We start from the raw sequence: 20,414 nt of genomic DNA, 5'->3' as shown, positions 1-20,414 counted from the left end.
AACAATGACACATTGGATTGCAGGTGAATGGGTACAAGGTCAGGGTGAAGCATTTACGTCTCTGTCGCCGTACAACCAAGAAGTGATCTGGCAAGGCAAAGGTGCAACGGCAGAGCAGGTGAACCAGGCGGTATCTGCAGCGCGTGAAGCGTTTATTGACTGGAAAAAGCGCCCATTTTCAGAGCGTGAGGCAATCGTGTTGGCTTTTGCGGAGAAAGTAAAAGAGAACAGCGAAAAAATCGCCGAAGTCATTGCCAAAGAAACCGGTAAGCCAATTTGGGAAACGCGCACTGAAGCAGCAGCCATGGCAGGTAAAATTGCCATTTCGATTCGCGCTTATCATGACCGTACTGGTGAGGCGAGCCGTGAAGCAGCAGGCAACCAAATCGTATTGCGCCACCGCCCATTGGGCGTGATGGCGGTGTTTGGTCCTTACAACTTCCCAGGCCACCTACCAAATGGTCACATTGTGCCAGCGCTACTGGCTGGTAACACGGTAGTCTTCAAACCGTCTGAGCAAACGCCATGGACGGGTGAATTGGCAATGAAGCTATGGGAAGAAGCCGGTCTGCCGAAAGGCGTGATTAACCTTGTTCAAGGCGCGAAAGAAACTGGTATCGCCCTCGCTGACGCTAAAGGCATTGATGGCGTACTGTTTACGGGTAGCGCGAATACGGGGCATGTATTACACCGTCAATTTGCTGGTCAACCGGGCAAGATGCTCGCACTAGAAATGGGTGGTAATAACCCGATGGTGATCTCTGATAAATATGGTGATTTGGATGCCACGGTTTACACCATCATCCAGTCAGCGTTTATCAGTGCTGGGCAGCGTTGTACGTGTGCTCGTCGTTTGTATGTGCCATTGGGTGAAAAAGGCGATGCGCTTATCACTAAGCTCGTCGAAGCGACACGCAATATTCGCGTAGACCAACCATTTGCAGAACCTGCGCCATTTATGGGACCGCAAATTTCGGTCGCGGCAGCCAAGTTTATTCTTGATGCACAAGCTAATCTACAGTCTCTTGGCGGTGAAAGCTTGATTGAAGCGAAAGCAGGAGAGGCGGCGTTTGTTTCTCCTGGCATCATTGATGTAACGAACATTGCTGAGTTACCAGATGAAGAATACTTCGGCCCACTTCTGCAAGTGGTGCGTTACGAAGGGTTAGGCAAAGCCGTGGCGCTAGCAAACGATACGCGCTTTGGCTTATCTGCTGGTTTGGTCTCAACCGACGACCAAGAATGGGAATACTTCGTTGACCACATTCGTGCAGGTATCGTGAACCGTAACCGCCAGCTCACTGGTGCAAGTGGTGATGCGCCATTTGGTGGTCCGGGAGCGTCGGGTAACTTGCGCCCAAGCGCTTACTACGCAGCAGATTACTGTGCGTACCCAATGGCATCAATGGAAGGTCAAGAGACTGTCTTGCCTGCAACATTGAGTCCAGGTGTAGCGCTATAAGTTTTAATAATAGAGTCGCAACTATGCATTGCGGCTCACCTTGCCGGCGCATCATTTAGGTATGGGTTGTAGTGATCGTTGGCAGAACACGAAAAGTGAGCAAAGACTCGGAAAAGCGTGTTGACTGACTGGCATTTACCGTCACAGGTTGATGGTTGCTCGTTCATTATTCTGGACAACTTTTGTTGTGAACGAGCAGCCAACTTCCGCTTACCTTTAAACTCTACATCTCGTAACAAGGAGTCGTTATGACGCCCGATGTGTTATTTGAATCGCTATGGCAAGATTACATTCAACGTCTTTGCCCTTCGGCTGCTAAAGTGCATCAGCTGCTTCAAGAAGATGAGCCTCTGATTAATGATCATATAGCTTTACGTACCTTCAATATCGCGCCTCTTGGTATTGAAACTCTAGCTAAGCCATTTGTAGCTATTGGTTACAAGGCGTGTGGTGATTACGTTTTCGAAAGCAAAAAGCTGGTTGCTAAGCACTATGAGCACCCAGATCCGAAGCAACCTAAAGTCTTTATTAGTGAGCTAAAAGTTGAAGAGTGCTCGTCTGAGCTACAAGAGATTGTGAAAAATTTGGTGGCACAAGTCGATGCTGACAAGCTGAACGATAGCGCATTCTTACATGGTGGACGCTTGTGGGATTTAAGCTTTGCTGATTACCAAACGTTGGCTAAAGAAAGTGAGTACGCATCTTGGCTTGCGGCGCATGGTTACGGAGCAAACCACTTCACGGTGAGCGTTAACCAGCTCAATGAATATGAAGAAGTGAAGCAGGTAAACGATCATCTGCGTACCGCTGGGTTTACCATTAATGAAAATGGTGGTGAAGTGAAGGGCACTCCTGAGGTGTTGCTAGAGCAGTCATCGACCATGGCAGATAAAGTAGCGGTTCGTTTTAGCGAAGGCACTGAAATTATCCCTGGCGGGTTTTATGAATTTGCTAAGCGCTATCCGATGGAAAATGGTGATTTGTACCCAGGTTTCGTGGCCGCTTCAGCTGACAAAATCTTTGAAAGTACGAATGGCTAAGTTTTAGGGTTAACCTGTTAAGCTTACTCATTAGTGTTCGCTGCACCCTATCTCATTTGGTCATGAGCAAATAAAAAGCCACCAATGTTGCCATTGGTGGCTTTTATAATTTTGTTCGTGTCACTCTAGTTTGAGATTAACGAGTACCGTAAACCACGATGGTTTTACCGTGAGCAGAGATTAGGTTCTGCTCTTCTAGCATCTTCAAGATACGACCTACTGTCTCACGAGAACAGCCAACAATTTGACCGATTTCTTGACGAGTGATCTTGATTTGCATGCCGTCTGGGTGAGTCATTGCGTCTGGTTGTTTTGCAAGGTTCAGAAGCGTCTGAGCGATACGACCAGTTACGTCTAGGAACGCCAGGTCACCCACTTTTTGGCTAGTTACTTGAAGACGACGAGCCATCTGCGCAGAAAGACGCATTAGGATGTCTGGGTTTACTTGGATAAGCTGACGGAACTTCTTGAAAGAAATTTCAGCAACTTCACAAGGAGATTTAGCACGAACCCAAGCTGTGCGCTCTTGGTCTTCCTCGAATAGACCAAGTTCACCAATAAAGTCTCCTTGGTTTAGGTAAGAAAGGATCATCTCCTTACCTTCTTCGTCTTTGATAAGAACCGCAACAGAACCTTTAACGATGTAGTACAAAGTTTCTGCCTTTTCGCCCGCGTGAATTAGCGTGCTCTTTGAAGGGTACTTATGAATATGACAGTGTGAAAGAAACCACTCTAATGTTGGGTCGGTTTGAGGTTTACCTAGAACCATAATATCTCACTTCCTCTGCAGGGTACGCTTGCGCTATCCATATTTTAGCTAAGCCTGAATTAGGCCTACTAGAATAAGAGCACTTTTTATATGCTGCAAGCTCTCTTGTGTTTCGGTAAGAAATAGTATCCTTTTTCGAAAACGATTTCTTGATTTTAATCGTGCCATGATTGAGATTTTGTAAGCAAAACTGTGCACATGATCACGGTATGAAAAGTAAACATCTTCGCAGGCAGGTTTTTAGCCAATTTTCCCTGTTTCGATGAGCTGTTGTAGGATAGGCCGAACTATGAGCTCCATTGCAAAGCTCATCTTACCGCCGGGTACGACAATCGTGTTGTGGCGTGACATGAATGAGCCATCAATCATGGCCAGCAGATATGGGAAGTCGACATTCTTGATACCGCGTAGGCGAATCACCACAAAACTCTCATCCAAACTAGGGATGCCTTTTGCATTAAGTGGGTTGGAAGTATCAACGGTCGGTACGCGCTGGAAGTTGATGTGAGTACGAGAAAACTGCGGAGTGATATAGTTGAGGTAATCGTCCATGGATCGCACGATTGAGTCCATTACCGCTTCACGCGAATGGCCGCGATCGCGAGTGTCACGTACGAATTTTTGGATCCACTCTAAGTTCACAATCGGCACCATGCCAATTAAGAAATCCACATGTTGAGCAACATTAACATCGCCATCGACCACGCCACCATGTAACCCTTCATAAAACAGCACGTCGCTGTTTTCGGGTAAGTCTTGCCACGGTGTAAACGTGCCTGGCATTTGATTGTAGGGAACCGCTTCGTCAAACGTGTGCAGATAACGGCGCACGCTGCCAGTACCGTCATGCCCGAACTTACGGAAAAACTCTTCTAATCCCGGGAAGTCATTAGCTTGTGGGCCAAAGTAGCTAATGTGTCGACCTTGCTCGCGGGCTTTGCGAATTTCGATGTCCATTTCTGGGCGAGTAAAGCGATGGAAGCTATCGCCTTCAACCCATGCGGGTTTAACGTTCATCATATTGAACATTTTACGGAAGGCTTCAGATGTAGTGGTCGTGCCGGCACCGGACGAACCAGTAACCGCAATAATTGGGTGTTTAGCTGACATGACAAACCTTGTCGAAAATTACTTACCTGTAATGTGCAGTAGAGTTACTACTGCACGGTCGATATCCCACTATAGCACGTAACAATACCTTGTCATCGAGTGGGATACGGTAAAATGTGAAGGGTCTAAAATTTTGTTTTATGCTGAATATCGACGGTTTCGTGTAGCTCAGAGAACACGATAACCGCTTCACCTTTTTCCAATTGAGCTTTAACTTGATCAATTTTGTCTTGCAAAGAAACCTCGACGGTTCCGTAATCCGTTCCTTCGCGTAAGACGAATTCACGAATTAAGTTTTCCAATGTTTCCGGCGCAATGTCTTGCCATGGAATGATCATAAATACCTCTAACTTTTATGATGAGCGGCTAGTTTACTGCGTTCGTTGCTTGGATACAGCAGAAAGGTAATCTGCGGCGATACTTTCGTAATACGCGGGCAGCGCTTCCTCCAACCAAAACTTAGGTTTTAACGCCGTTCCTGTCAGGAAACCAACATGGCCACCGTGTTCAAAGAGACGGTAATCAATGTTATCTGGCAGAACAAATTTCGGGATCACATCGTCGGTCATGAATGGATCGTCTTTGGCGTGAATGATCAGTGTCGGTAGCGTGATCTGTTGTAATTTACTTAAGCCAGAACATTGATCGTAATAATCTTGTGCGTCTTTAAAACCGTGCAGTGGTGCCGTGATCAAATCATCGAATTCATACAGCCGTGTGACACGTTTTATTGAGTTGTAGGACAGCGCAAGCTCACCATGCAGTAGATGATGCTTTTGTAACGCGTTACGTTTCAGTGAAGAAAGCAGGTAACGGCGATACACTTTTGAAAAGCCTTGTTCTATACGGTTCGCACACGCCGCTAGGTCTAAAGGCGCTGAGATAATAGTCGCTGCATTCAAAATAGGGTGGTCTTTATATTGGGCTAAATAATTCGCCAACATGTTACCGCCAAGAGAAATACCAACTGCAACTTTGGGATTATCAGGAAAACGTTGTTCAAGGTGCTCTAGGAAGTAACGAGCATCCGTCACTTCACCCGAGTGGTAAGCTCGTGCTTTTTTGTTTGGTTTACCGCTGCAGCCACGAAAATGCATCATCACCGACAGCCATCCAGATTGAGCAAATGCATTCATTAACCCATTGGCATAAGGGCTATAGAAGCACCCCTCTAACCCATGAAATAAAACAAAAATCGGCTTTTTTTGTGCAGGCTCTTGGGTTGGGTCCTCGCTCCACGCGAGATCGAGAAAGTCGCCATCGGATGTATCGAGGGTTTGCCAAATCGGCGTAAATAACGCTTTTTTGCGAATAAAACGCGGCAAAAGCGTTTGGAGATGCGGGTTTTTGATCCCGGCGGCTGCGAAAAATTGTGTCATACCTAACTGCTCTTATGCGGTCCTTCGGTGTCCGTTGAAGAACTTATTAATATAATCCTTTATAAAGATTATAGGTATTCTACAGATTTATGGGCGTTTTGGTGGTTGAATGTTTGGCACCGGAATAGCAAAGGCTTGCTGCAAATGCTCCCCACCGAGTTGACGACAGTATCTCAACGTCAGTGGGTCACCATCATTTTTGAGTAGTGCAAGTGAGTTAATGCAGTCCACCAAATCCGCTTGTTGCTGCTTTTCTAGTTGCAGCTCAAACTGCAAGGTCTCACGATACAAAGCGTCATTGACTTGAGACTTAAGGTGGCGACGAAGGTCGCGAAAGGAGTGAAGTAAAGTTTCGCTTCTACCTAGACAGTCTTGCACCAAGGGCCAGTCTTTTTCTTGGAAAATGAGTTGCTGCTCATCGAGCCATCTGAGCAGCAGGAGTAGGTTCACGTTACCGTGATAATTGTTCTGTAATGATAAACACGCCTCTTTCACTTCTCGCACACCATAAAATTGCAGACTAAACTGCCAAAGGTGTTCTAGGGTGAGTGTGTATTCAGCGTGTTGATTACTCATTGATTAAACTCTAGCTCCATCTGCTCCAATGTTTCTTGAGCAGACATCCATTCCATTTCAATTTCTTCGAGCTCAGCCTTACTAGAAGCTTGAAGTGCCAGCACTTGGTTAAGTTTAGCTTTATTTTCGGCCGCATACAGTGAGTTGTCCGCCAATTGTTCTTCAGCTTCGGCCAGTGCAGCACCTAACTTATCCATTTTATTTTCTAGTTGTGTCAGCGTTTTGCGAATTGGCGCTGTCTGTTTTCGAAACTCTGCATCGCGACGTTTTTGCTCTTTCTTCGCAGCTGCGCTGTTGGCCGTATCTTTGCTTGGCTGCGCAGCCTGCGCTTCTTTGCGTTCCGCTCTTTGTTGTTCGGTTAACCATTTATAATAGTCATTTAAATCACCGTCGAACGGAGCAACTTGTCTATCATGCACTAAATACAAGTCATCGGTCGTAGCGCGCAGTAAATAGCGGTCGTGCGAAACAATCACCATCGCACCTTCGAATGTTTGCAGTGCCATCGTCAATGCCTGACGCATGTCCAAGTCTAAGTGGTTGGTCGGTTCATCAAGTAGCAACAGGTTTGGCTTTTGCCACACAATTAAAGCCAATACCAAACGGGCTTTTTCGCCACCAGAAAACGGCGCAACTTTTTCTAGTGCTTTGTCACCTTGGAAGCCAAAGCTACCTAGGTAATCACGTAGCTGCTGTTCGGTTTGATCGGGTGCGATTTGCATCATGTGTTGCAGCGGCGTTTCTTCAGGATGAAGCGTTTCTAACTGGTGCTGAGCGAAGTAACCAATTTTCACGCCTTGTGAGTAAGTTAGGTCACCACCTTGCGCGTTAAGTTCACCAGAGAGCAGCTTGATTAAGGTCGATTTACCCGCACCATTACGGCCGAGTAGACCAATACGACTGCCAGGAACCAAGTTCAAGCGGATCTTCTCTAAGATGAGGTTGTCACCGTAACCTGCAGATACTTCATCCATCATCATGATTGGGTTTGGCAGCGCAGCTGGCTCACGGAATTGGAAGCTAAATGGGTTATCGAATTGAGCTGGCAGTACTTTTTCCATGCGCTCCAAAGCTTTGATACGGCTTTGGGCTTGGCGTGCTTTTGATGCTTTATAACGGAAGCGGTCGATGTAGCTTTGCATGTGCGACATCTGCTTCTGTTGCTTTTCAAACATCGCTTGTTGTAACACCATCTTTTGTGCGCGTTGGTTTTCGAATGACGAGTAGTTACCCGTGTATTCGTTCAGCTGCTGATTCTCGATGTGAATGATGCGACCAACAATTGGATCAAGGAAGTCTCGGTCGTGCGAGATCAGAATCAGCGTGCCAGGGTAGTTTTGTAGCCAACGCTCTAACCACATTACCGCGTCCAAATCCAAGTGGTTGGTTGGTTCGTCGAGTAGCAGTAGATCAGAACGACACAATAGCGCTTGAGCCAAGTTAAGACGCATACGCCAACCACCCGAGAATTGGGTCAAACTCCAACTCATTTGCTCTTGGCTGAACCCTAAACCATCGAGCAGTTCTGCCGCGCGAGCGCGAATGCTGTAACCACCAATGGTTTCAATTTTACCGTGTATCTCGGCAACTAGGGTTCCGTTGTCCTGCGTTTCTGCTTCTGCTAACTGCTTTTCGAGAGCGCGGTATTCGCGATCACCATCAATGACGTATTCCAGTGCAGTGCGCTCTAGCGCAGGCGTTTCCTGTGCGACCCAGGCCAACTCCCAGTGTTGAGGCTGGCTAAATGAGCCAGCATCAATTGACAGTTCATCTTTCAGTAGGGCAAACAGCGTTGATTTACCGCAGCCGTTTTTGCCCACAAGACCGACTTTATCGCCAGGGTGAATAGTCGCAGAAGCTTGGTCTAAAAGAGGTTTACCGCCACGCAGTAACTGAATATCAGAGAAGGTAATCATAAAGTTTTCATTCACTTTGCGCAGTGCGCGTTGCTTGGTTACATAGCGAAGTGGTTTCAATCGTTTTTAAAGCCACTTGGGTATATATCTAGCGGTGAATAGTAGGGGTATTGGCCGGAAAAGTCGATTGATTCGCTTTAATTGCATTATGCTGTACAAAAAAGTATAACAATTTGATAACGGATAAAAATAACCACAAGGACGACCATTTGGCTGTTGCACCGTCTATTCTCCCAAAAGTTCTGGTCATTTATGCTCATCCAGAGCCACATAACTCGATTGCCAATCAAGTGATGATAAAAAAAGCTCAGTCGCTTGATCACGTCACTGTGCACGATCTTTACGGTGTTTATCCTGATTTCTTTATTGATGTGAATTACGAACATGAGTTGTTACTCGCTCACGATGTGATTGTATTTCACCACCCACTTTATATGTATTCATGTCCAGCCCTGTTAAAAGAGTGGCTAGACCGAGTGTTAGGTAAAGGCTTTGCGTTTGGCGGAGGTGCGGCGCTAGAAGGAAAATACTGGCGCAGTGTCATTACAACAGGTGGTAAAGAAGAAGCCTTCAGTGCGAAGGGGTACAACAAATACCCACTTGAGCAAATCTTGCAACCGTTTGAACTGACGGCAGCTCTATGCCAAATGCACTGGATTGAACCTCTGGTGTTGTATTGGTCAAGAAATGTTTCGGATATTGAACGCTACGAACATGCCGAGTTATACCGTGGATGGCTGAGTAACCCACTTGAAAACTGGCAAGCGGCAGATCGAGGAGGTCAGTATGGCGATCACCAGTGAGTTTCTTCAAAGCAGTGTGGTCTTTCTTTCGGCTGCGGTTATTGCGGTGCCGATTGCTCAGCGCCTTGGGCTTGGCTCGGTTTTAGGTTATTTACTCGCTGGTGTGTTGATTGGCCCATGGGGGCTTGGCTTAATTAGCGACGTTGATGCCATTTTGCATTTTGCCGAGCTTGGGGTTGTGTTGTTACTGTTTTTGATAGGGCTGGAATTAAACCCTAAAAAATTGTGGCAGATGCGAGGGCCGATTTTAGGTTTAGGCGGTGCGCAGGTTGTGGTCACGACCGCCGTGATTGGTAGTGTCGTCAGTATGTTTGGCGTAAGCATGCAAGTGAGTTTGGTGATCGGGATGGGGTTGGCGCTGTCCTCGACGGCGATTGCGCTTAAAGTCATTGAAGAGCAAGGGCTTAATGGTACCGAAACGGGGCAATCTGGTTTTGCGGTGCTGCTCTTTCAAGATATTGCAGTGATCCCGATGCTGGCGATGTTGCCCTTGCTAGCAGGCGGGCATAGTGGTGGAAGTTGGTTGGATGTCTTCACTATTTTAGGCAGTGTGGTAGCACTGTTGATTGGTGGTCACTTTTTACTACGTCCGCTATTTCGTTTTGTCGTGATGAGCGGCGTTCGTGAGCTCTTTACCGTTGCTGCACTTTTAGTCGTGCTTGGCATTTCGGTCGTGATGCAAAAGCTCGGCCTTTCGATGGCATTGGGGACTTTTTTAGCAGGCGTTTTGCTTGCAGAGAGTGAGTATCGCCATGAGCTGGAAATCGCTATCGAGCCATTTAAAGGTCTGTTGTTGGGGTTATTCTTTATTGCGGTGGGCATGGCGGTAAACTTGGGGTTATTGGCATTACACCCTTTAGAGATTCTCGGTGCGGTGGTGGCTTTGGTCGTGGTTAAGGGTTTGGTTTTGTATGCATTGGCGAGAGCTGCCCGTGTCGGAGCCAAAGCGAGAAGCCGTATGGCTGCAATTTTGAGCCAAGGCGGTGAGTTTGCCTTTGTCATATTTACCGCGGCGAGCCAAGAGGGCATTTTGTCCAAAGAGCAAGTGGCGTTTCTGTTGGTGGTGGTCAGTCTATCCATGGTGACGACTCCTCTTTTGCTGATGGGACAAAAGAAGTGGTTTGCTCATACCCTGAATCAAGAAGAAGAGGGCATGACCACGAAAGTCGTGGATCGCCGACCACGCGTTATCATTGCAGGCTTTGGACGTTTCGGTCAGGTCGTCGGACGTTTAATGTATGCCAATAAAATCAAAGTGACAGTATTAGAAAGTGATGCCAGCCAAATCCACCTATTACGTAAGTATGGTTACAAAGTGTTTTATGGCGATGCTACACAAATTGACCTATTGAGGGCAGCTGGCGCTGATAAAGCGGAAGCATTGGTTATTTGTACTGATTCACCTGATGAGGTGATGGCCATCGTGGACATTTGTCGCGTGCACTTCCCGAAACTTAAGTTGTTAGCTCGAGCAAGAAGCCGTGTCGAGGCTTACCAGTTAATGAGTCATGGTGTAGAGAATTACTCTCGTGAAACATTTTTAGGGGCGCTAGATCTCGGTCGCCAAGCGCTCGTAGAACTGGGTATGCATCCTTATCAAGCAAAGCGGGCAGAAGCACATTTTCGCAAGTTGGATAATGCTATGCTTAAGGACTTATTGCCTCAACACAATGAAGATAAGAAATTAGCTCAAAGGGCGAAAGAGGCCCGCAAAGAGCTAGAAGAAATATTTGGTCGTGAAATGGAGAGCGACCATCAGTCACCTAATCATTGGAAGTAGTACTTGAGCCAAGACTCAAGCTAAGGAAATAGCGTGAAAATCAAGAAACGTTTTATTGCCGGCGCTAGCTGCCCAAATTGCAGCCAGCAAGATACCCTGCGCTGGTGGATTGAAAATAACATCGAATTAGTTGAGTGTGTCGAGTGTGAGTTTACAGAGCAGCGTAAACCACAATCTGTAGAGAAAAATAAACACTCAGATCAGGAAATGATCGGAATTTTTAAGCCGGAGTAATTGAACTTCGATAATTGATCCCCATAATACACCCAGATATCTCAGTACTTAACCCCATTCAGGTTAAGTCAATTAATCTCCCTGGAGTTAGTATGAAAATTGAAAAGAACGTTGTTGCAAGCCTTGCATACAAAGTAATGATGGAAGACGGTGTCGTTGTTGATCAATCAACAGCAGAAGCACCCCTAGATTACCTTCACGGTCACAACAACCTAATCACAGGTCTTGAAAAAGAACTTGAAGGTAAAGTGGCTGGCGACAAGTTCTCAGTTACGGTAGCTCCTGAAGAAGCTTACGGTGAGCACAACGATGCGCTAGTACAGCGCGTTCCTGCGGACGTGTTCCAAGGCGTTGAGCAAATCGAAGTGGGCATGCGCTTCCTAGCTGACACTGACCAAGGTCCAATCCCTGTTGAAGTAACAGAAGTTGACGGCAACGAAGTGGTTGTTGACGGTAACCATATGTTAGCTGGTCAAACACTAACTTTCGAAGTAGAAGTTATGTCTACACGTGAAGCAACAGCAGAAGAGATCGAACACGGTCACATCCACCAAGGTGGTGGCTGTTGTGGTGGTCACGATCATGACCACGATCACGAAGAAGAAGGCGGCTGCTGTGGCGGCGGTAGCTGTGGTTCTCACTAATCATAAGCTCCTTCACTAGATAATCTTATCTAGCAAAGCTTTGAAAAGCGCAAGTTGAGTTTCAACTTGCGCTTTTTGTTTATCTAAGGTGTAGTGCCAACCATACAAGGAATAACAGTTGGACAAAGCGATGACGAAACCTTTCTCGATTGCCATTCATGGCGGTGCAGGCACCATCTTGCGTGAACAGATGAGCGATGAGCTGCAACAATCCATCTTGGCGGATTTAGAAGCTGCGGTAAAAGCGGGACATCAAATTCTAGAAACGGGCGGTGAAGCCTTAGATGCAGTCGTAGCGGCAGTGAAAGTATTGGAAGACTCTCCTAACTTTAATGCGGGTAAAGGCTCAGTGCTGACCAACAACGAAATGGTTGAAATGGACGCTTCTGTGATGGATGGGCGAAACCTTGCAGCAGGTGCGGTCGCAGGTGTTCGTCATATCAGAAACCCAATTGAACTCGCTCGTGACGTGATGCGAAACAGCAATCATGTGTTGTTGGTGGGTGAGGGCGCAGAGACGTTTGCTTTTGAGCAAGGCCATGAGTACACCGAGCAAGATTACTTCTTTACTGATCGCCGTTATGAGCAGTTGCTGTCTATGCGTGAGAAAGGACTGTTTGCTTTGTCGGAATCTCGTTACCCAGATGACCGTAAGCACGGTACGGTTGGTGCGGTGGCATTGGACCAACAAGGCAACTTAGCCGCTGCCACCAGTACGGGTGGCGTGACGAATAAGAAATACAACCGAGTCGGAGATTCGGCTCTGATTGGTTGTGGTACGGTGGCCGAAAATGGCGTTGTGGCAGTTTCCACTACGGGTGTCGGTGAGTTCTTTATTCGTAAACGTGTTGCGGAAGACGTTGCAGCACGTATGCGTTACTTACAAGAAGATATTCATACGGCTTGTGAACACATTATCCAAGGTGATCTCAAACAGATGGGCGGAGAGGGCGGTTTGATTGCCATTGATGCTAAAGGTGAGATGCACTTTGCGATGAACAGTTCTGGCATGTACCGAGCAGGCATTAATACGCAAGGCGAGCTGAGCGTTAAAATCTACGCCGACGAATAGCTTCCTCTTGAGTACCTTCTTAAGTAATTAATACAACAAAGCCCAGAACATGTTCTGGGCTTTATGCTATTTGAGCCTGCATTTTAATAATGCGGTGGTGGGGTTTCTTCTGACGGATCGGCTAAATTCGACGAGTCCATATTTTTTACTTTACCTACCACATATTTCATCTGATCGAGCATCTTGGTAATTTGCAGTTGTTGCTGCGATAAAGCGCCGTTCAGATCTTCAATAGTCTGTTCTTGGAACGCAAGCTGACATTCTAAGTCATTAATGCGTGCTTCCAATTGCTGAATGATTTTTTCTGTCATGATCCGTTCTCTAACTGCCAAGCTTGGGCAATACCTGCTGAAGTAGCAGTAATTACGCGTTGTTTTGAATCAAAGGCTGCATCATACACGACCGCACGGGGAGGGCGAGTGTCTTTTTTGGGCTCCACTTCAAATCCACTCATTCGTTTTCCGGTTTGAGTATCCCATATTGACACACGGCCAGAAGGGCTTCCTGTGACTAGTTGAGTCCCGTCGTCAGAAAATCGTGCGGTAGAGAAAATTAATTGGCGTGACCAACTGCTCAACTGTGTGACTTCTTGTCCAGTTTTTAAATCCCAAACAATCGCTTGGTTTCCGCCATCAGATGTCATTGCTAATTTTCCATCTCTTTGCAGGGCCACGCGAACAATTCGTTGTTCATGTTCGAAGGTTCGTAGTACTTGTCCGGTTTCGGTGTCCCACAGATACGCTTTATAGTCATTACCTCCGGTTAGGGCGAAGCGCCCATTAGGAGAAATGGCCACGGAATTGACTTTTTCACGATGCGCAAGGAACTCCATGCGACGCCCGGTGACTAAGTTGACATAAATTGCTTTACCGTTGGATAACCCAAGCAGAACTTGTTCACCATTACTGGTGATATCAACGTCGCGAATGAGCGCATCAGAGATAGACCAAAGGCCTTCGGATTGCGTCCAGCCTAGGTCCCAAACTGCGAAGTTCATTTGGCTTGCTGTAATTGCGTAGCGACCATTGTCAGATATGCGGATATGGGAAACCACATTGGCATCGGCATCGAGTTCACCCAGATTGGCTAGTTGTTCATTTTGCTCTAGGTCCCACAACATCAAATGACGTTGTTGAGAATAGAGCAGAGCAAACCGTCCATCTCTGCTAAGTGCGAAGCTCGTCGCACCTTGAGGTTCTATCGGCCAACGCTGCACTTCACGCTCGGCGAAAAAGCAACCATTTAACGTGGTGATGACAATTAAATATAGGAATAAATGAAAAATTCTTTGCATCACATCTAATAATCCGGTTTGTGTCTTAAGACATATAGCTAGTATATTGGTATAACGATTGTCTTCACTAGTCTCATAGAAGATTTGTGCACAACAACCAATGGCAGAGCCATTATTGGGAGAATTTAATGAAATCAGTTTTAAAAGTGTCGCTACTTGCTGCAACAGTTATGCTAGCGGTAGGTTGTCAGAAAGAAGAAACTAAAACAGAAACCGCACCTCAAGCAGAACAAGTTCAAGCAGAAACCGGCAAAGCGGTTCACTTTAAAACCGACGACGACAAAGCGGCATACGCAATCGGTGTTTCATTTGCTAACTACCTAAGCACAAGCATCGACAAGCCAAGCGAAATCGGCATTAATCTTAACAAAGATTTGGTACTAAAAGGTATCGAAGACGTCTTCAAAGGCAATGCTGAATTGAATGAAGAAGAAACACGTGCAGCACTAGAATCTCTAGACAAGCGTGTTGCAGAAAAGATGCAAGCACAAGCGGCTGAGAAAGCAGCTGAAGCGAAAAAAGCTGGCGATGATTTCCGTGCTGAGTTTGAGAAGCAAGAAGGCGTAGTGAAGACAGATACAGGTCTTCTATACCAAGTAATGACACCAGCTGAAGGTGAGAAGCCAAAAGACACTGATACGGTTCAAGTACACTACAAAGGTACTCTGATCGACGGTACTCAGTTCGACAGCTCATACGATCGTGGTGAACCTGCAACGTTCCCACTTAACCGTGTAATCCCAGGTTGGACAGAGGGTGTTCAGCTAATGCCTGTGGGTTCTAAATTCAAATTCGTTATCCCGCCAGAGCTAGCATACGGTGACCAAGACACACCAAGCATTCCTGCTAACTCAACGCTAGTATTTGAAGTTGAGCTGCTAAAAGTTGAGAACGACAACGCAGAGCAATAACAATAAGCTGCGATAAGTTATTGAAAAAGGTCCGTTTAACGGGCCTTTTTTGTTCTAGGTCACTAGTTGGTGAGTTTGCTAGGTTGCTTTTCAAATTTTCTGATAAACTTACACCAATTTGTTGATTTTTCGCTCGAAGGCTTATGACAACTACAGAAACAATAAACGCGGAGATGTTGCTCGAAATGGAATCCGTTAACGTGATGCCGTTTACCGAGCACGACAAAATCATTTTAAGATCTTATGAGGCGGTCGTGGATGGTATCGCCAGCCTGATAGGTCCATTTTGTGAAATCGTTCTTCACTCTCTAGAAGACTTAAATACCTCTGCAATTAAAATCGCTAACGGTGAAAACACGGGGCGCCAAGTCGGCTCACCAATCACTGATTTAGCGCTTAAGATGCTAAAAGACATCGAAGGCTCGGAGCGCAACTTCTCACGTTCGTACTTTACCCGTGCAAAAGGTGGCGTGTTGATGAAGTCGATTACTGTCGCCATTCGTAATGGCGAAAATCGCGTGATTGGTTTGTTGTGTATCAACGTCAACTTGGATGCGCCTTTCTCGCAAGTCCTTCAGTCTTTCATGCCGACGCAAGAAGCGAAAGAAGCGGCTTCCTCGGTCAACTTTGCTAGTGACGTAGAAGAGCTGGTGGACCAAACTGTTGAACGCACCATCGAAGAGATCAATGCGGATAAATCCGTGTCTAACAACACCAAAAATCGCCAGATCGTGATGGAGTTGTACGACAAAGGTATCTTCGATATTAAAGATGCCATCAACCGTGTCGCGGATCGCCTTAATATTTCAAAACACACCGTTTACTTGTACATTCGTCAACGTAAAACCGAGGATGATGAAAGGTGAGTAAACTGACTTACACGTTAGTGGTGAATGGTCCCGTTTATGGCAGCCAGTCAGCGCGCAGTGCTTATCAGTTCGCCAAAGCGGTGATAGAGCAAGGCCATCAGCTAGTGAGCGTCTTCTTTTATCAAGATGGTGTGACTAATGGTACTGCTTTGAGTGTGCCAGCCAACGATGAATTTGATCTCAATAAGGCGTGGCAGTCTTTGGCTAAAGAGCATGGTGTTCGCCTAGAAACTTGTGTCGCGGCCGCTTTGCGTCGCGGGATTGTAAGTGAAGAAGAAGCGAATCAACATGGTTTGGTTCAGAACAATCTAGCCGATGGTTTTGAACAAGCAGGCTTAGGTAGCCTAGCTGAAGCGATGTTAACCCAAGACAGAGTGGTACAGTTTTGAGTCAGTTAACTTATCTATTTCGTAGTGCGCCACATGGCTGTGCAGCTGGTCGTGAAGGTGTGGATGCACTGTTAGCCGCGTCGGCTTACTGTGAAGATATCAGCGTCATTTTCATGGGTGACGGGGTATACCAGCTTCTACTCGGGCAAGACCCCAACAATATTTTGAGTAAAGATTACGCGCCGATGTTAAAGCTTTTCGATTTATACGACATCGAACAAGTCTTTGTGTGTTCAGAGTCGTTAACCCAGCGAGGTTTGGCGCAAGCGGATTTAGTCATTGAAGCCCAAGCGTTAAGCTCAGAACAGCTCAAAGCTAAGTTACAACACGCTGGCAAGCTACTGTCTTTTTGAGGAAGTTATGTTACACATCATAAAAACAGTCTCTGCTCTAGAAGACGCTATGCCTTTATGCAGTGAACAGGATGACATCTTACTTATAGAAGATGCAGTGTACGCTGCTAACTCGCAACATAAAGCATTTTCCCATCTAAAAAATCGCAGCGTATTTGTGTTAGAGAGCGATGCGCAAGCTCGCGGTATTGCAAATCGTATCAGTCCATCGCTGACGATTGTGAATTACTCAGGCTTCGTTGAACTAACAGCAAAACAGGATAAATCCCTAACTTGGGATTGAACAAGATTTGCTGTCGACAAAGCTTTACGGATGAATTGTTCTAATTGAACAAAAAAGATCCGTATATTTCTTGACACACCTCTCACTGCTGCATAGAATTTTGCGTCCCTAACTGCATTGGCAGTTGGGGATAGATTTTTCACAAAGCTTACTTTCAAGTAAATCAGGAGCTAGTTAATGGCAACTATTAACCAGTTGGTACGTAAGCCACGTGCAAAGCAAGTTGTTAAAAGCAACGTGCCTGCACTAGAAGCGTGCCCACAAAAACGTGGTGTATGTACTCGTGTTTACACTACTACACCTAAAAAACCTAACTCAGCACTTCGTAAAGTTTGTCGTGTACGTCTGACAAACGGCTTCGAAGTTACATCGTACATCGGCGGTGAAGGTCACAACCTTCAAGAGCACTCAGTTGTTCTAATCCGTGGTGGTCGTGTTAAAGACCTTCCAGGTGTGCGTTACCACACTGTTCGCGGCGCACTAGACTGTGCTGGCGTAAATGACCGTAAACAAGGTCGTTCTAAGTACGGTGTGAAGCGTCCTAAGTCTTAATGGATTCCGTTAAGTAAGGCCAAACACTAAATTATTTTTAATTTTTTGAAAAAACTGAAAAGTTTTGGATAAAACCTGAAGAAGACAACGGAGATAAATCCATGCCACGTCGTCGCGTCATTGGTCAGCGTAAGATCCTTCCAGATCCAAAATTCAAATCTGAATTGCTGGCAAAATTCGTTAACATCCTAATGGTTGACGGTAAAAAATCTACTGCAGAGAAAATCGTTTACACTGCACTAGATGCTATGGCTGAAAAGTCTGGTAAAGACCACTTAGCTATTTTTGAAGAAGCTCTTGAAAACGTTCGCCCAGCGGTAGAGGTTAAATCTCGCCGTGTTGGTGGTTCAACTTACCAAGTACCTGTAGAAGTACGTCCGGTTCGCCGTAACGCACTTGCTATGCGTTGGTTGGTTGAAGCTGCGCGCAAGCGTGGTGAAAAATCTATGGCTCAACGCCTAGCTGCTGAAATGCTAGACGCGTCTGAGAACAAAGGTACTGCGGTTAAGAAACGTGAAGACGTTCACCGCATGGCTGACGCAAACAAAGCGTTCGCTCATTACCGTTGGTAATACCTTCTGTGCTGCGAGGTTCTCTCGCAGCACTTTTCTATACTCTAAGGTACACCTTAGTAAGAGGATACAATCGTGGCTCGTAAAACTCCTATTGAGCTATACCGTAATATCGGTATCTGTGCTCACGTAGATGCAGGAAAAACAACCACAACTGAGCGTATTCTGTTCTACACTGGCCTTTCTCACAAAATCGGCGAAGTTCACGATGGTGCAGCAACCATGGACTGGATGGAGCAGGAGCAGGAGCGTGGTATCACTATCACATCCGCTGCGACTACTACATTCTGGCGTGGTATGGAAGCACAGTTCCCTGAGCATCGCGTAAACATCATTGATACCCCTGGACACGTTGACTTTACTATCGAAGTAGAGCGTTCTCTTCGTGTACTTGATGGTGCTGTGGTTGTGTTCTGTGGCTCATCTGGTGTTGAACCTCAGTCTGAAACTGTATGGCGTCAAGCAGACAAATACCACGTTCCACGTTTGGTATTTGTAAACAAGATGGACCGTGCGGGCGCAGACTTCCTACGCGTTGTGAACCAAATTAAGAATCGTCTTGGTGCGACTCCTGTTCCAATCCAGCTGAACGTTGGTGCGGAAGATGAGTTCAGAGGTGTCATCGACCTTATCAAGATGAAAATGATCAACTGGAATGATGCCGATCAAGGCACTTCGTTTACTTACGAAGACATCCCAGCTGACATGATTGAACTTGCTGAAGAGTGGCGCAACCACATGGTTGAATCCGCTGCTGAAGCTAGCGAAGAGCTGATGGACAAGTACCTTGAAGAAGGTGAATTGACTGAAGCTGAGCTCAAACAAGCTTTACGTACTCGCACACTAAATAACGAAATCGTACTGGCTACTTGTGGTAGTGCGTTTAAGAACAAAGGTGTTCAAGCGGTACTGGATGCAGTAGTTGAGTTCTTGCCATCGCCAGTTGACGTACCTGCAATTAAAGGTGTCGACGAAAGAGAAAATGAAGTTGAGCGTCATGCTGACGACAACGAACCTTTCTCTGCGCTAGCGTTTAAGATTGCGACTGACCCATTCGTGGGCACGTTAACTTTCATGCGTGTTTACTCCGGTGTTGTAAACTCGGGTGACGCTGTTTACAACTCAGTAAAAGAGAAGAAAGAGCGTTTCGGTCGTATCGTTCAGATGCATGCGAATAAGCGTGAAGAAGTGAAAGAAGTTCGCGCTGGTGATATTGCAGCTGCTATCGGTCTGAAAGACGTAACAACAGGTGACACACTGTGTGATCAGAACCACAAAGTGATTCTAGAACGCATGGAGTTCCCTGAACCAGTTATTCAGATTGCTGTAGAGCCTCGTTCTAAGGCAGACCAAGAGAAAATGGCTATCGCGCTAGGTAAACTAGCAGCGGAAGATCCATCATTCCGCGTGGAAACGGACGACGAATCAGGTCAGACTCTGATCTCAGGTATGGGTGAACTTCACCTAGACATTATCGTTGATCGTATGAAGCGTGAATTCAGCGTTGATTGTAACGTTGGTAAACCTCAGGTTGCTTACCGTGAAACCATTCGTGGTAAAGCGGAAGTTGAAGGTAAGTTTGTTCGTCAATCAGGTGGTCGTGGTCAATACGGTCATGTTTGGGTCAAACTTGAGCCTTCTGAGCCTGGTGAAGGTTTCGTATTCGTAGACGAAATCGTGGGCGGTGTGATTCCTAAGGAATACATCAGCTCGGTATCGAAAGGTATCGAAGAGCAAATGAATAGTGGTGTTCTAGCGGGTTACCCTGTACTAGATATTAAAGCTACACTATTTGATGGTTCTTACCACGATGTAGACTCAAGCGAGATGGCGTTTAAGATCGCTGGCTCGATGGCATTCAAGAAAGGTGCACTAGAAGCACAACCTGTGATTCTAGAACCTATGATGAATGTCGAAGTAACCACTCCGGAAGACTGGATGGGTGACGTTGTTGGTGACCTAAACCGTCGTCGCGGTATCATTGAAGGCATGGACGAAGGTGTGGCTGGTCTTAAGATCATCCGTGCTCAAGTACCACTATCCGAAATGTTCGGTTACGCAACTGATCTACGTTCTGCAACTCAAGGCCGTGCGTCTTACTCTATGGAGTTTCACGAGTACGCTGAAGTGCCGAAAAACTTCGCAGATAAAATTATTGCAGAGCGTGGTTACTAATTGACGATTGAACTGCAAAAAGTTTACGACTTTTTGCGAGATCAGGGCGTCCAAATATTGCGCTAACGGGCGTTGGCGCATAAAATAACAATTTCTGGCGCGTCGTCGATCAATAATGATCACGACGAATCATAACTAGGAAGGAACACGATCGTGTCTAAAGAAAAATTTGAACGTACGAAACCGCACGTTAACGTTGGTACTATCGGCCACGTTGACCACGGTAAAACA

23 protein-coding genes are annotated in these 20,414 nt (G+C 46.2%); 15 read left to right on the top strand and 8 right to left on the bottom strand.

All coding sequences use genetic code 11. The features are described 5' to 3' along the window. Positions 1-4: 4 nt before the first annotated feature. Positions 5-1,462: a succinylglutamate-semialdehyde dehydrogenase gene (gene astD, locus R7F07_RS23120; RefSeq protein WP_171343386.1), complete on the top strand. Its 1,458-nt coding sequence runs from the start codon at positions 5-7 to the stop codon at positions 1,460-1,462. A gap of 248 nt (positions 1,463-1,710) precedes the next feature. Continuing rightward, on the top strand, positions 1,711-2,502 hold the full coding sequence (locus R7F07_RS23115; protein WP_005381426.1) for a DUF1338 domain-containing protein: 792 nt from the start codon (positions 1,711-1,713) through the stop codon (positions 2,500-2,502). Between the two features lie 136 nt (positions 2,503-2,638). On the opposite strand, the gene crp is transcribed toward R7F07_RS23115, so the two are convergent. The 6 genes from crp to R7F07_RS23085 all read right to left on the bottom strand — a co-directional run bounded on the left by crp (position 2,639) and on the right by R7F07_RS23085 (position 8,252). Then, the gene (crp, locus tag R7F07_RS23110; protein WP_005381432.1) at positions 2,639-3,271 is read right to left on the bottom strand and encodes a cAMP-activated global transcriptional regulator CRP; all 633 of its coding nucleotides are present in this window, start codon (positions 3,269-3,271) and stop codon (positions 2,639-2,641) included. Positions 3,272-3,511: 240 nt separating this feature from the next. After that, complete coding sequence (locus tag R7F07_RS23105; protein ID WP_005381434.1) at positions 3,512-4,381, bottom strand: phosphoribulokinase; 870 nt, start codon at positions 4,379-4,381, stop codon at positions 3,512-3,514. A 125-nt stretch (positions 4,382-4,506) separates the two neighbouring features. Then, the gene (locus R7F07_RS23100) at positions 4,507-4,719 is read right to left on the bottom strand and encodes a YheU family protein (protein ID WP_005382815.1); all 213 of its coding nucleotides are present in this window, start codon (positions 4,717-4,719) and stop codon (positions 4,507-4,509) included. 33 nt (positions 4,720-4,752) lie between these two features. Further along, on the bottom strand, positions 4,753-5,760 hold the full coding sequence (locus R7F07_RS23095; protein WP_033907159.1) for a hydrolase: 1,008 nt from the start codon (positions 5,758-5,760) through the stop codon (positions 4,753-4,755). An 87-nt stretch (positions 5,761-5,847) separates the two neighbouring features. Beyond that, entirely contained in the window at positions 5,848-6,336 is a 489-nt protein-coding gene (locus tag R7F07_RS23090; protein ID WP_033907158.1) for a TIGR02444 family protein, read from the bottom strand. Beyond that, positions 6,333-8,252 (bottom strand): ABC transporter ATP-binding protein, encoded by a 1,920-nt coding sequence (locus R7F07_RS23085; protein WP_042523641.1) that lies wholly within the window; start codon positions 8,250-8,252, stop codon positions 6,333-6,335. The genes R7F07_RS23090 and R7F07_RS23085 overlap by 4 nt, the downstream gene beginning before the upstream one ends. A gap of 209 nt (positions 8,253-8,461) precedes the next feature. On the opposite strand from R7F07_RS23085, the gene kefG reads away from it, so the two are divergent. The 5 genes from kefG (at position 8,462) to R7F07_RS23060 (ending at position 12,785) form a co-directional block, all read left to right on the top strand. After that, on the top strand, positions 8,462-9,055 hold the full coding sequence (gene kefG, locus R7F07_RS23080) for a glutathione-regulated potassium-efflux system ancillary protein KefG (RefSeq protein WP_005381444.1): 594 nt from the start codon (positions 8,462-8,464) through the stop codon (positions 9,053-9,055). Next, on the top strand, positions 9,039-10,835 hold the full coding sequence (kefB, locus tag R7F07_RS23075) for a glutathione-regulated potassium-efflux system protein KefB (protein WP_053307379.1): 1,797 nt from the start codon (positions 9,039-9,041) through the stop codon (positions 10,833-10,835). The genes kefG and kefB overlap by 17 nt, the downstream gene beginning before the upstream one ends. 33 nt (positions 10,836-10,868) lie before the next feature. Further along, a complete protein-coding gene (locus R7F07_RS23070; protein ID WP_005381449.1) occupies positions 10,869-11,069 on the top strand; it encodes a YheV family putative zinc ribbon protein in 201 nt (66 codons plus the stop codon). A 92-nt stretch (positions 11,070-11,161) separates the two neighbouring features. Continuing rightward, the gene (gene slyD / locus R7F07_RS23065; protein ID WP_005381451.1) at positions 11,162-11,713 is read left to right on the top strand and encodes a peptidylprolyl isomerase; all 552 of its coding nucleotides are present in this window, start codon (positions 11,162-11,164) and stop codon (positions 11,711-11,713) included. A gap of 130 nt (positions 11,714-11,843) precedes the next feature. Continuing rightward, complete coding sequence (locus R7F07_RS23060) at positions 11,844-12,785, top strand: isoaspartyl peptidase/L-asparaginase family protein (RefSeq protein WP_053307404.1); 942 nt, start codon at positions 11,844-11,846, stop codon at positions 12,783-12,785. 83 nt (positions 12,786-12,868) lie between these two features. Here R7F07_RS23060 and R7F07_RS23055 read toward each other — a convergent pair whose 3' ends face one another. Together R7F07_RS23055 and R7F07_RS23050 are read right to left on the bottom strand one after the other, a co-directional pair. Continuing rightward, positions 12,869-13,096, bottom strand: a complete 228-nt coding sequence (locus R7F07_RS23055; protein ID WP_005381455.1) for a SlyX family protein — start codon at positions 13,094-13,096, stop codon at positions 12,869-12,871. Further along, positions 13,093-14,079, bottom strand: coding sequence for a WD40 repeat domain-containing protein (locus tag R7F07_RS23050; RefSeq protein WP_005381457.1), 987 nt, complete (start codon positions 14,077-14,079; stop codon positions 13,093-13,095). The genes R7F07_RS23055 and R7F07_RS23050 overlap by 4 nt, the downstream gene beginning before the upstream one ends. Before the next feature lie 128 nt (positions 14,080-14,207). Here R7F07_RS23050 and fkpA point away from each other — a divergent pair, with 128 nt between their 5' ends. The 8 genes from fkpA to fusA all read left to right on the top strand — a co-directional run bounded on the left by fkpA (position 14,208) and on the right by fusA (position 20,183). After that, a complete protein-coding gene (fkpA, locus tag R7F07_RS23045) occupies positions 14,208-14,990 on the top strand; it encodes an FKBP-type peptidyl-prolyl cis-trans isomerase (protein ID WP_017821751.1) in 783 nt (260 codons plus the stop codon). A gap of 143 nt (positions 14,991-15,133) precedes the next feature. Continuing rightward, on the top strand, positions 15,134-15,856 hold the full coding sequence (locus R7F07_RS23040; RefSeq protein ID WP_005382804.1) for a transcriptional regulator: 723 nt from the start codon (positions 15,134-15,136) through the stop codon (positions 15,854-15,856). After that, positions 15,853-16,248: a sulfurtransferase complex subunit TusD gene (gene tusD / locus R7F07_RS23035; protein WP_017821752.1), complete on the top strand. Its 396-nt coding sequence runs from the start codon at positions 15,853-15,855 to the stop codon at positions 16,246-16,248. Before R7F07_RS23040 ends, tusD begins: the two co-directional genes overlap by 4 nt. Beyond that, entirely contained in the window at positions 16,245-16,601 is a 357-nt protein-coding gene (tusC, locus tag R7F07_RS23030) for a sulfurtransferase complex subunit TusC (RefSeq protein WP_053307378.1), read from the top strand. The genes tusD and tusC overlap by 4 nt, the downstream gene beginning before the upstream one ends. A 7-nt stretch (positions 16,602-16,608) precedes the next feature. Next, positions 16,609-16,884 carry a sulfurtransferase complex subunit TusB gene (tusB, locus tag R7F07_RS23025; protein ID WP_005382799.1) on the top strand — a complete coding sequence of 92 codons (276 nt, stop codon included), beginning with the start codon at positions 16,609-16,611 and terminating at the stop codon, positions 16,882-16,884. Positions 16,885-17,061: 177 nt separating this feature from the next. Continuing rightward, positions 17,062-17,436, top strand: coding sequence for a 30S ribosomal protein S12 (gene rpsL, locus R7F07_RS23020; RefSeq protein WP_004399892.1), 375 nt, complete (start codon positions 17,062-17,064; stop codon positions 17,434-17,436). A 101-nt stretch (positions 17,437-17,537) separates the two neighbouring features. After that, positions 17,538-18,008 (top strand): 30S ribosomal protein S7, encoded by a 471-nt coding sequence (rpsG, locus tag R7F07_RS23015; protein WP_005382796.1) that lies wholly within the window; start codon positions 17,538-17,540, stop codon positions 18,006-18,008. Positions 18,009-18,083: 75 nt separating this feature from the next. After that, a complete protein-coding gene (gene fusA, locus R7F07_RS23010; RefSeq protein WP_005382794.1) occupies positions 18,084-20,183 on the top strand; it encodes an elongation factor G in 2,100 nt (699 codons plus the stop codon). Positions 20,184-20,414 lie beyond the last annotated feature (231 nt).

It is taken from the genome of Vibrio sp. YT-16 (genome assembly GCF_033337405.1).
Classification (GTDB): Bacteria; Pseudomonadota; Gammaproteobacteria; order Enterobacterales; family Vibrionaceae; genus Vibrio; species Vibrio alginolyticus.
The sequence above is the reverse complement of the archived record's forward strand: the minus strand, read 5'-3'. Positions and strand labels throughout refer to the sequence as shown.

Bases quoted from the DNA above. Each gene is read 5' to 3' on its own strand.
- astD (WP_171343386.1), top strand. From the start codon at position 5: ATGACACATTGGATTGCAGGTGAATGGGTACAAGGTCAGGGTGAAGCA.
- R7F07_RS23115 (WP_005381426.1), top strand. From the start codon at position 1,711: ATGACGCCCGATGTGTTATTTGAATCGCTATGGCAAGATTACATTCAA.
- crp (WP_005381432.1), bottom strand. From the start codon at position 3,271: ATGGTTCTAGGTAAACCTCAAACCGACCCAACATTAGAGTGGTTTCTT.
- R7F07_RS23105 (WP_005381434.1), bottom strand. From the start codon at position 4,381: ATGTCAGCTAAACACCCAATTATTGCGGTTACTGGTTCGTCCGGTGCC.
- R7F07_RS23100 (WP_005382815.1), bottom strand. From the start codon at position 4,719: ATGATCATTCCATGGCAAGACATTGCGCCGGAAACATTGGAAAACTTA.
- R7F07_RS23095 (WP_033907159.1), bottom strand. From the start codon at position 5,760: ATGACACAATTTTTCGCAGCCGCCGGGATCAAAAACCCGCATCTCCAA.
- R7F07_RS23090 (WP_033907158.1), bottom strand. From the start codon at position 6,336: ATGAGTAATCAACACGCTGAATACACACTCACCCTAGAACACCTTTGG.
- R7F07_RS23085 (WP_042523641.1), bottom strand. From the start codon at position 8,252: ATGATTACCTTCTCTGATATTCAGTTACTGCGTGGCGGTAAACCTCTT.
- kefB (WP_053307379.1), top strand. From the start codon at position 9,039: ATGGCGATCACCAGTGAGTTTCTTCAAAGCAGTGTGGTCTTTCTTTCG.
- slyD (WP_005381451.1), top strand. From the start codon at position 11,162: ATGAAAATTGAAAAGAACGTTGTTGCAAGCCTTGCATACAAAGTAATG.
- R7F07_RS23060 (WP_053307404.1), top strand. From the start codon at position 11,844: ATGACGAAACCTTTCTCGATTGCCATTCATGGCGGTGCAGGCACCATC.
- R7F07_RS23055 (WP_005381455.1), bottom strand. From the start codon at position 13,096: ATGACAGAAAAAATCATTCAGCAATTGGAAGCACGCATTAATGACTTA.
- R7F07_RS23050 (WP_005381457.1), bottom strand. From the start codon at position 14,079: ATGCAAAGAATTTTTCATTTATTCCTATATTTAATTGTCATCACCACG.
- fkpA (WP_017821751.1), top strand. From the start codon at position 14,208: ATGAAATCAGTTTTAAAAGTGTCGCTACTTGCTGCAACAGTTATGCTA.
- R7F07_RS23040 (WP_005382804.1), top strand. From the start codon at position 15,134: ATGACAACTACAGAAACAATAAACGCGGAGATGTTGCTCGAAATGGAA.
- tusB (WP_005382799.1), top strand. From the start codon at position 16,609: ATGTTACACATCATAAAAACAGTCTCTGCTCTAGAAGACGCTATGCCT.
- rpsL (WP_004399892.1), top strand. From the start codon at position 17,062: ATGGCAACTATTAACCAGTTGGTACGTAAGCCACGTGCAAAGCAAGTT.
- rpsG (WP_005382796.1), top strand. From the start codon at position 17,538: ATGCCACGTCGTCGCGTCATTGGTCAGCGTAAGATCCTTCCAGATCCA.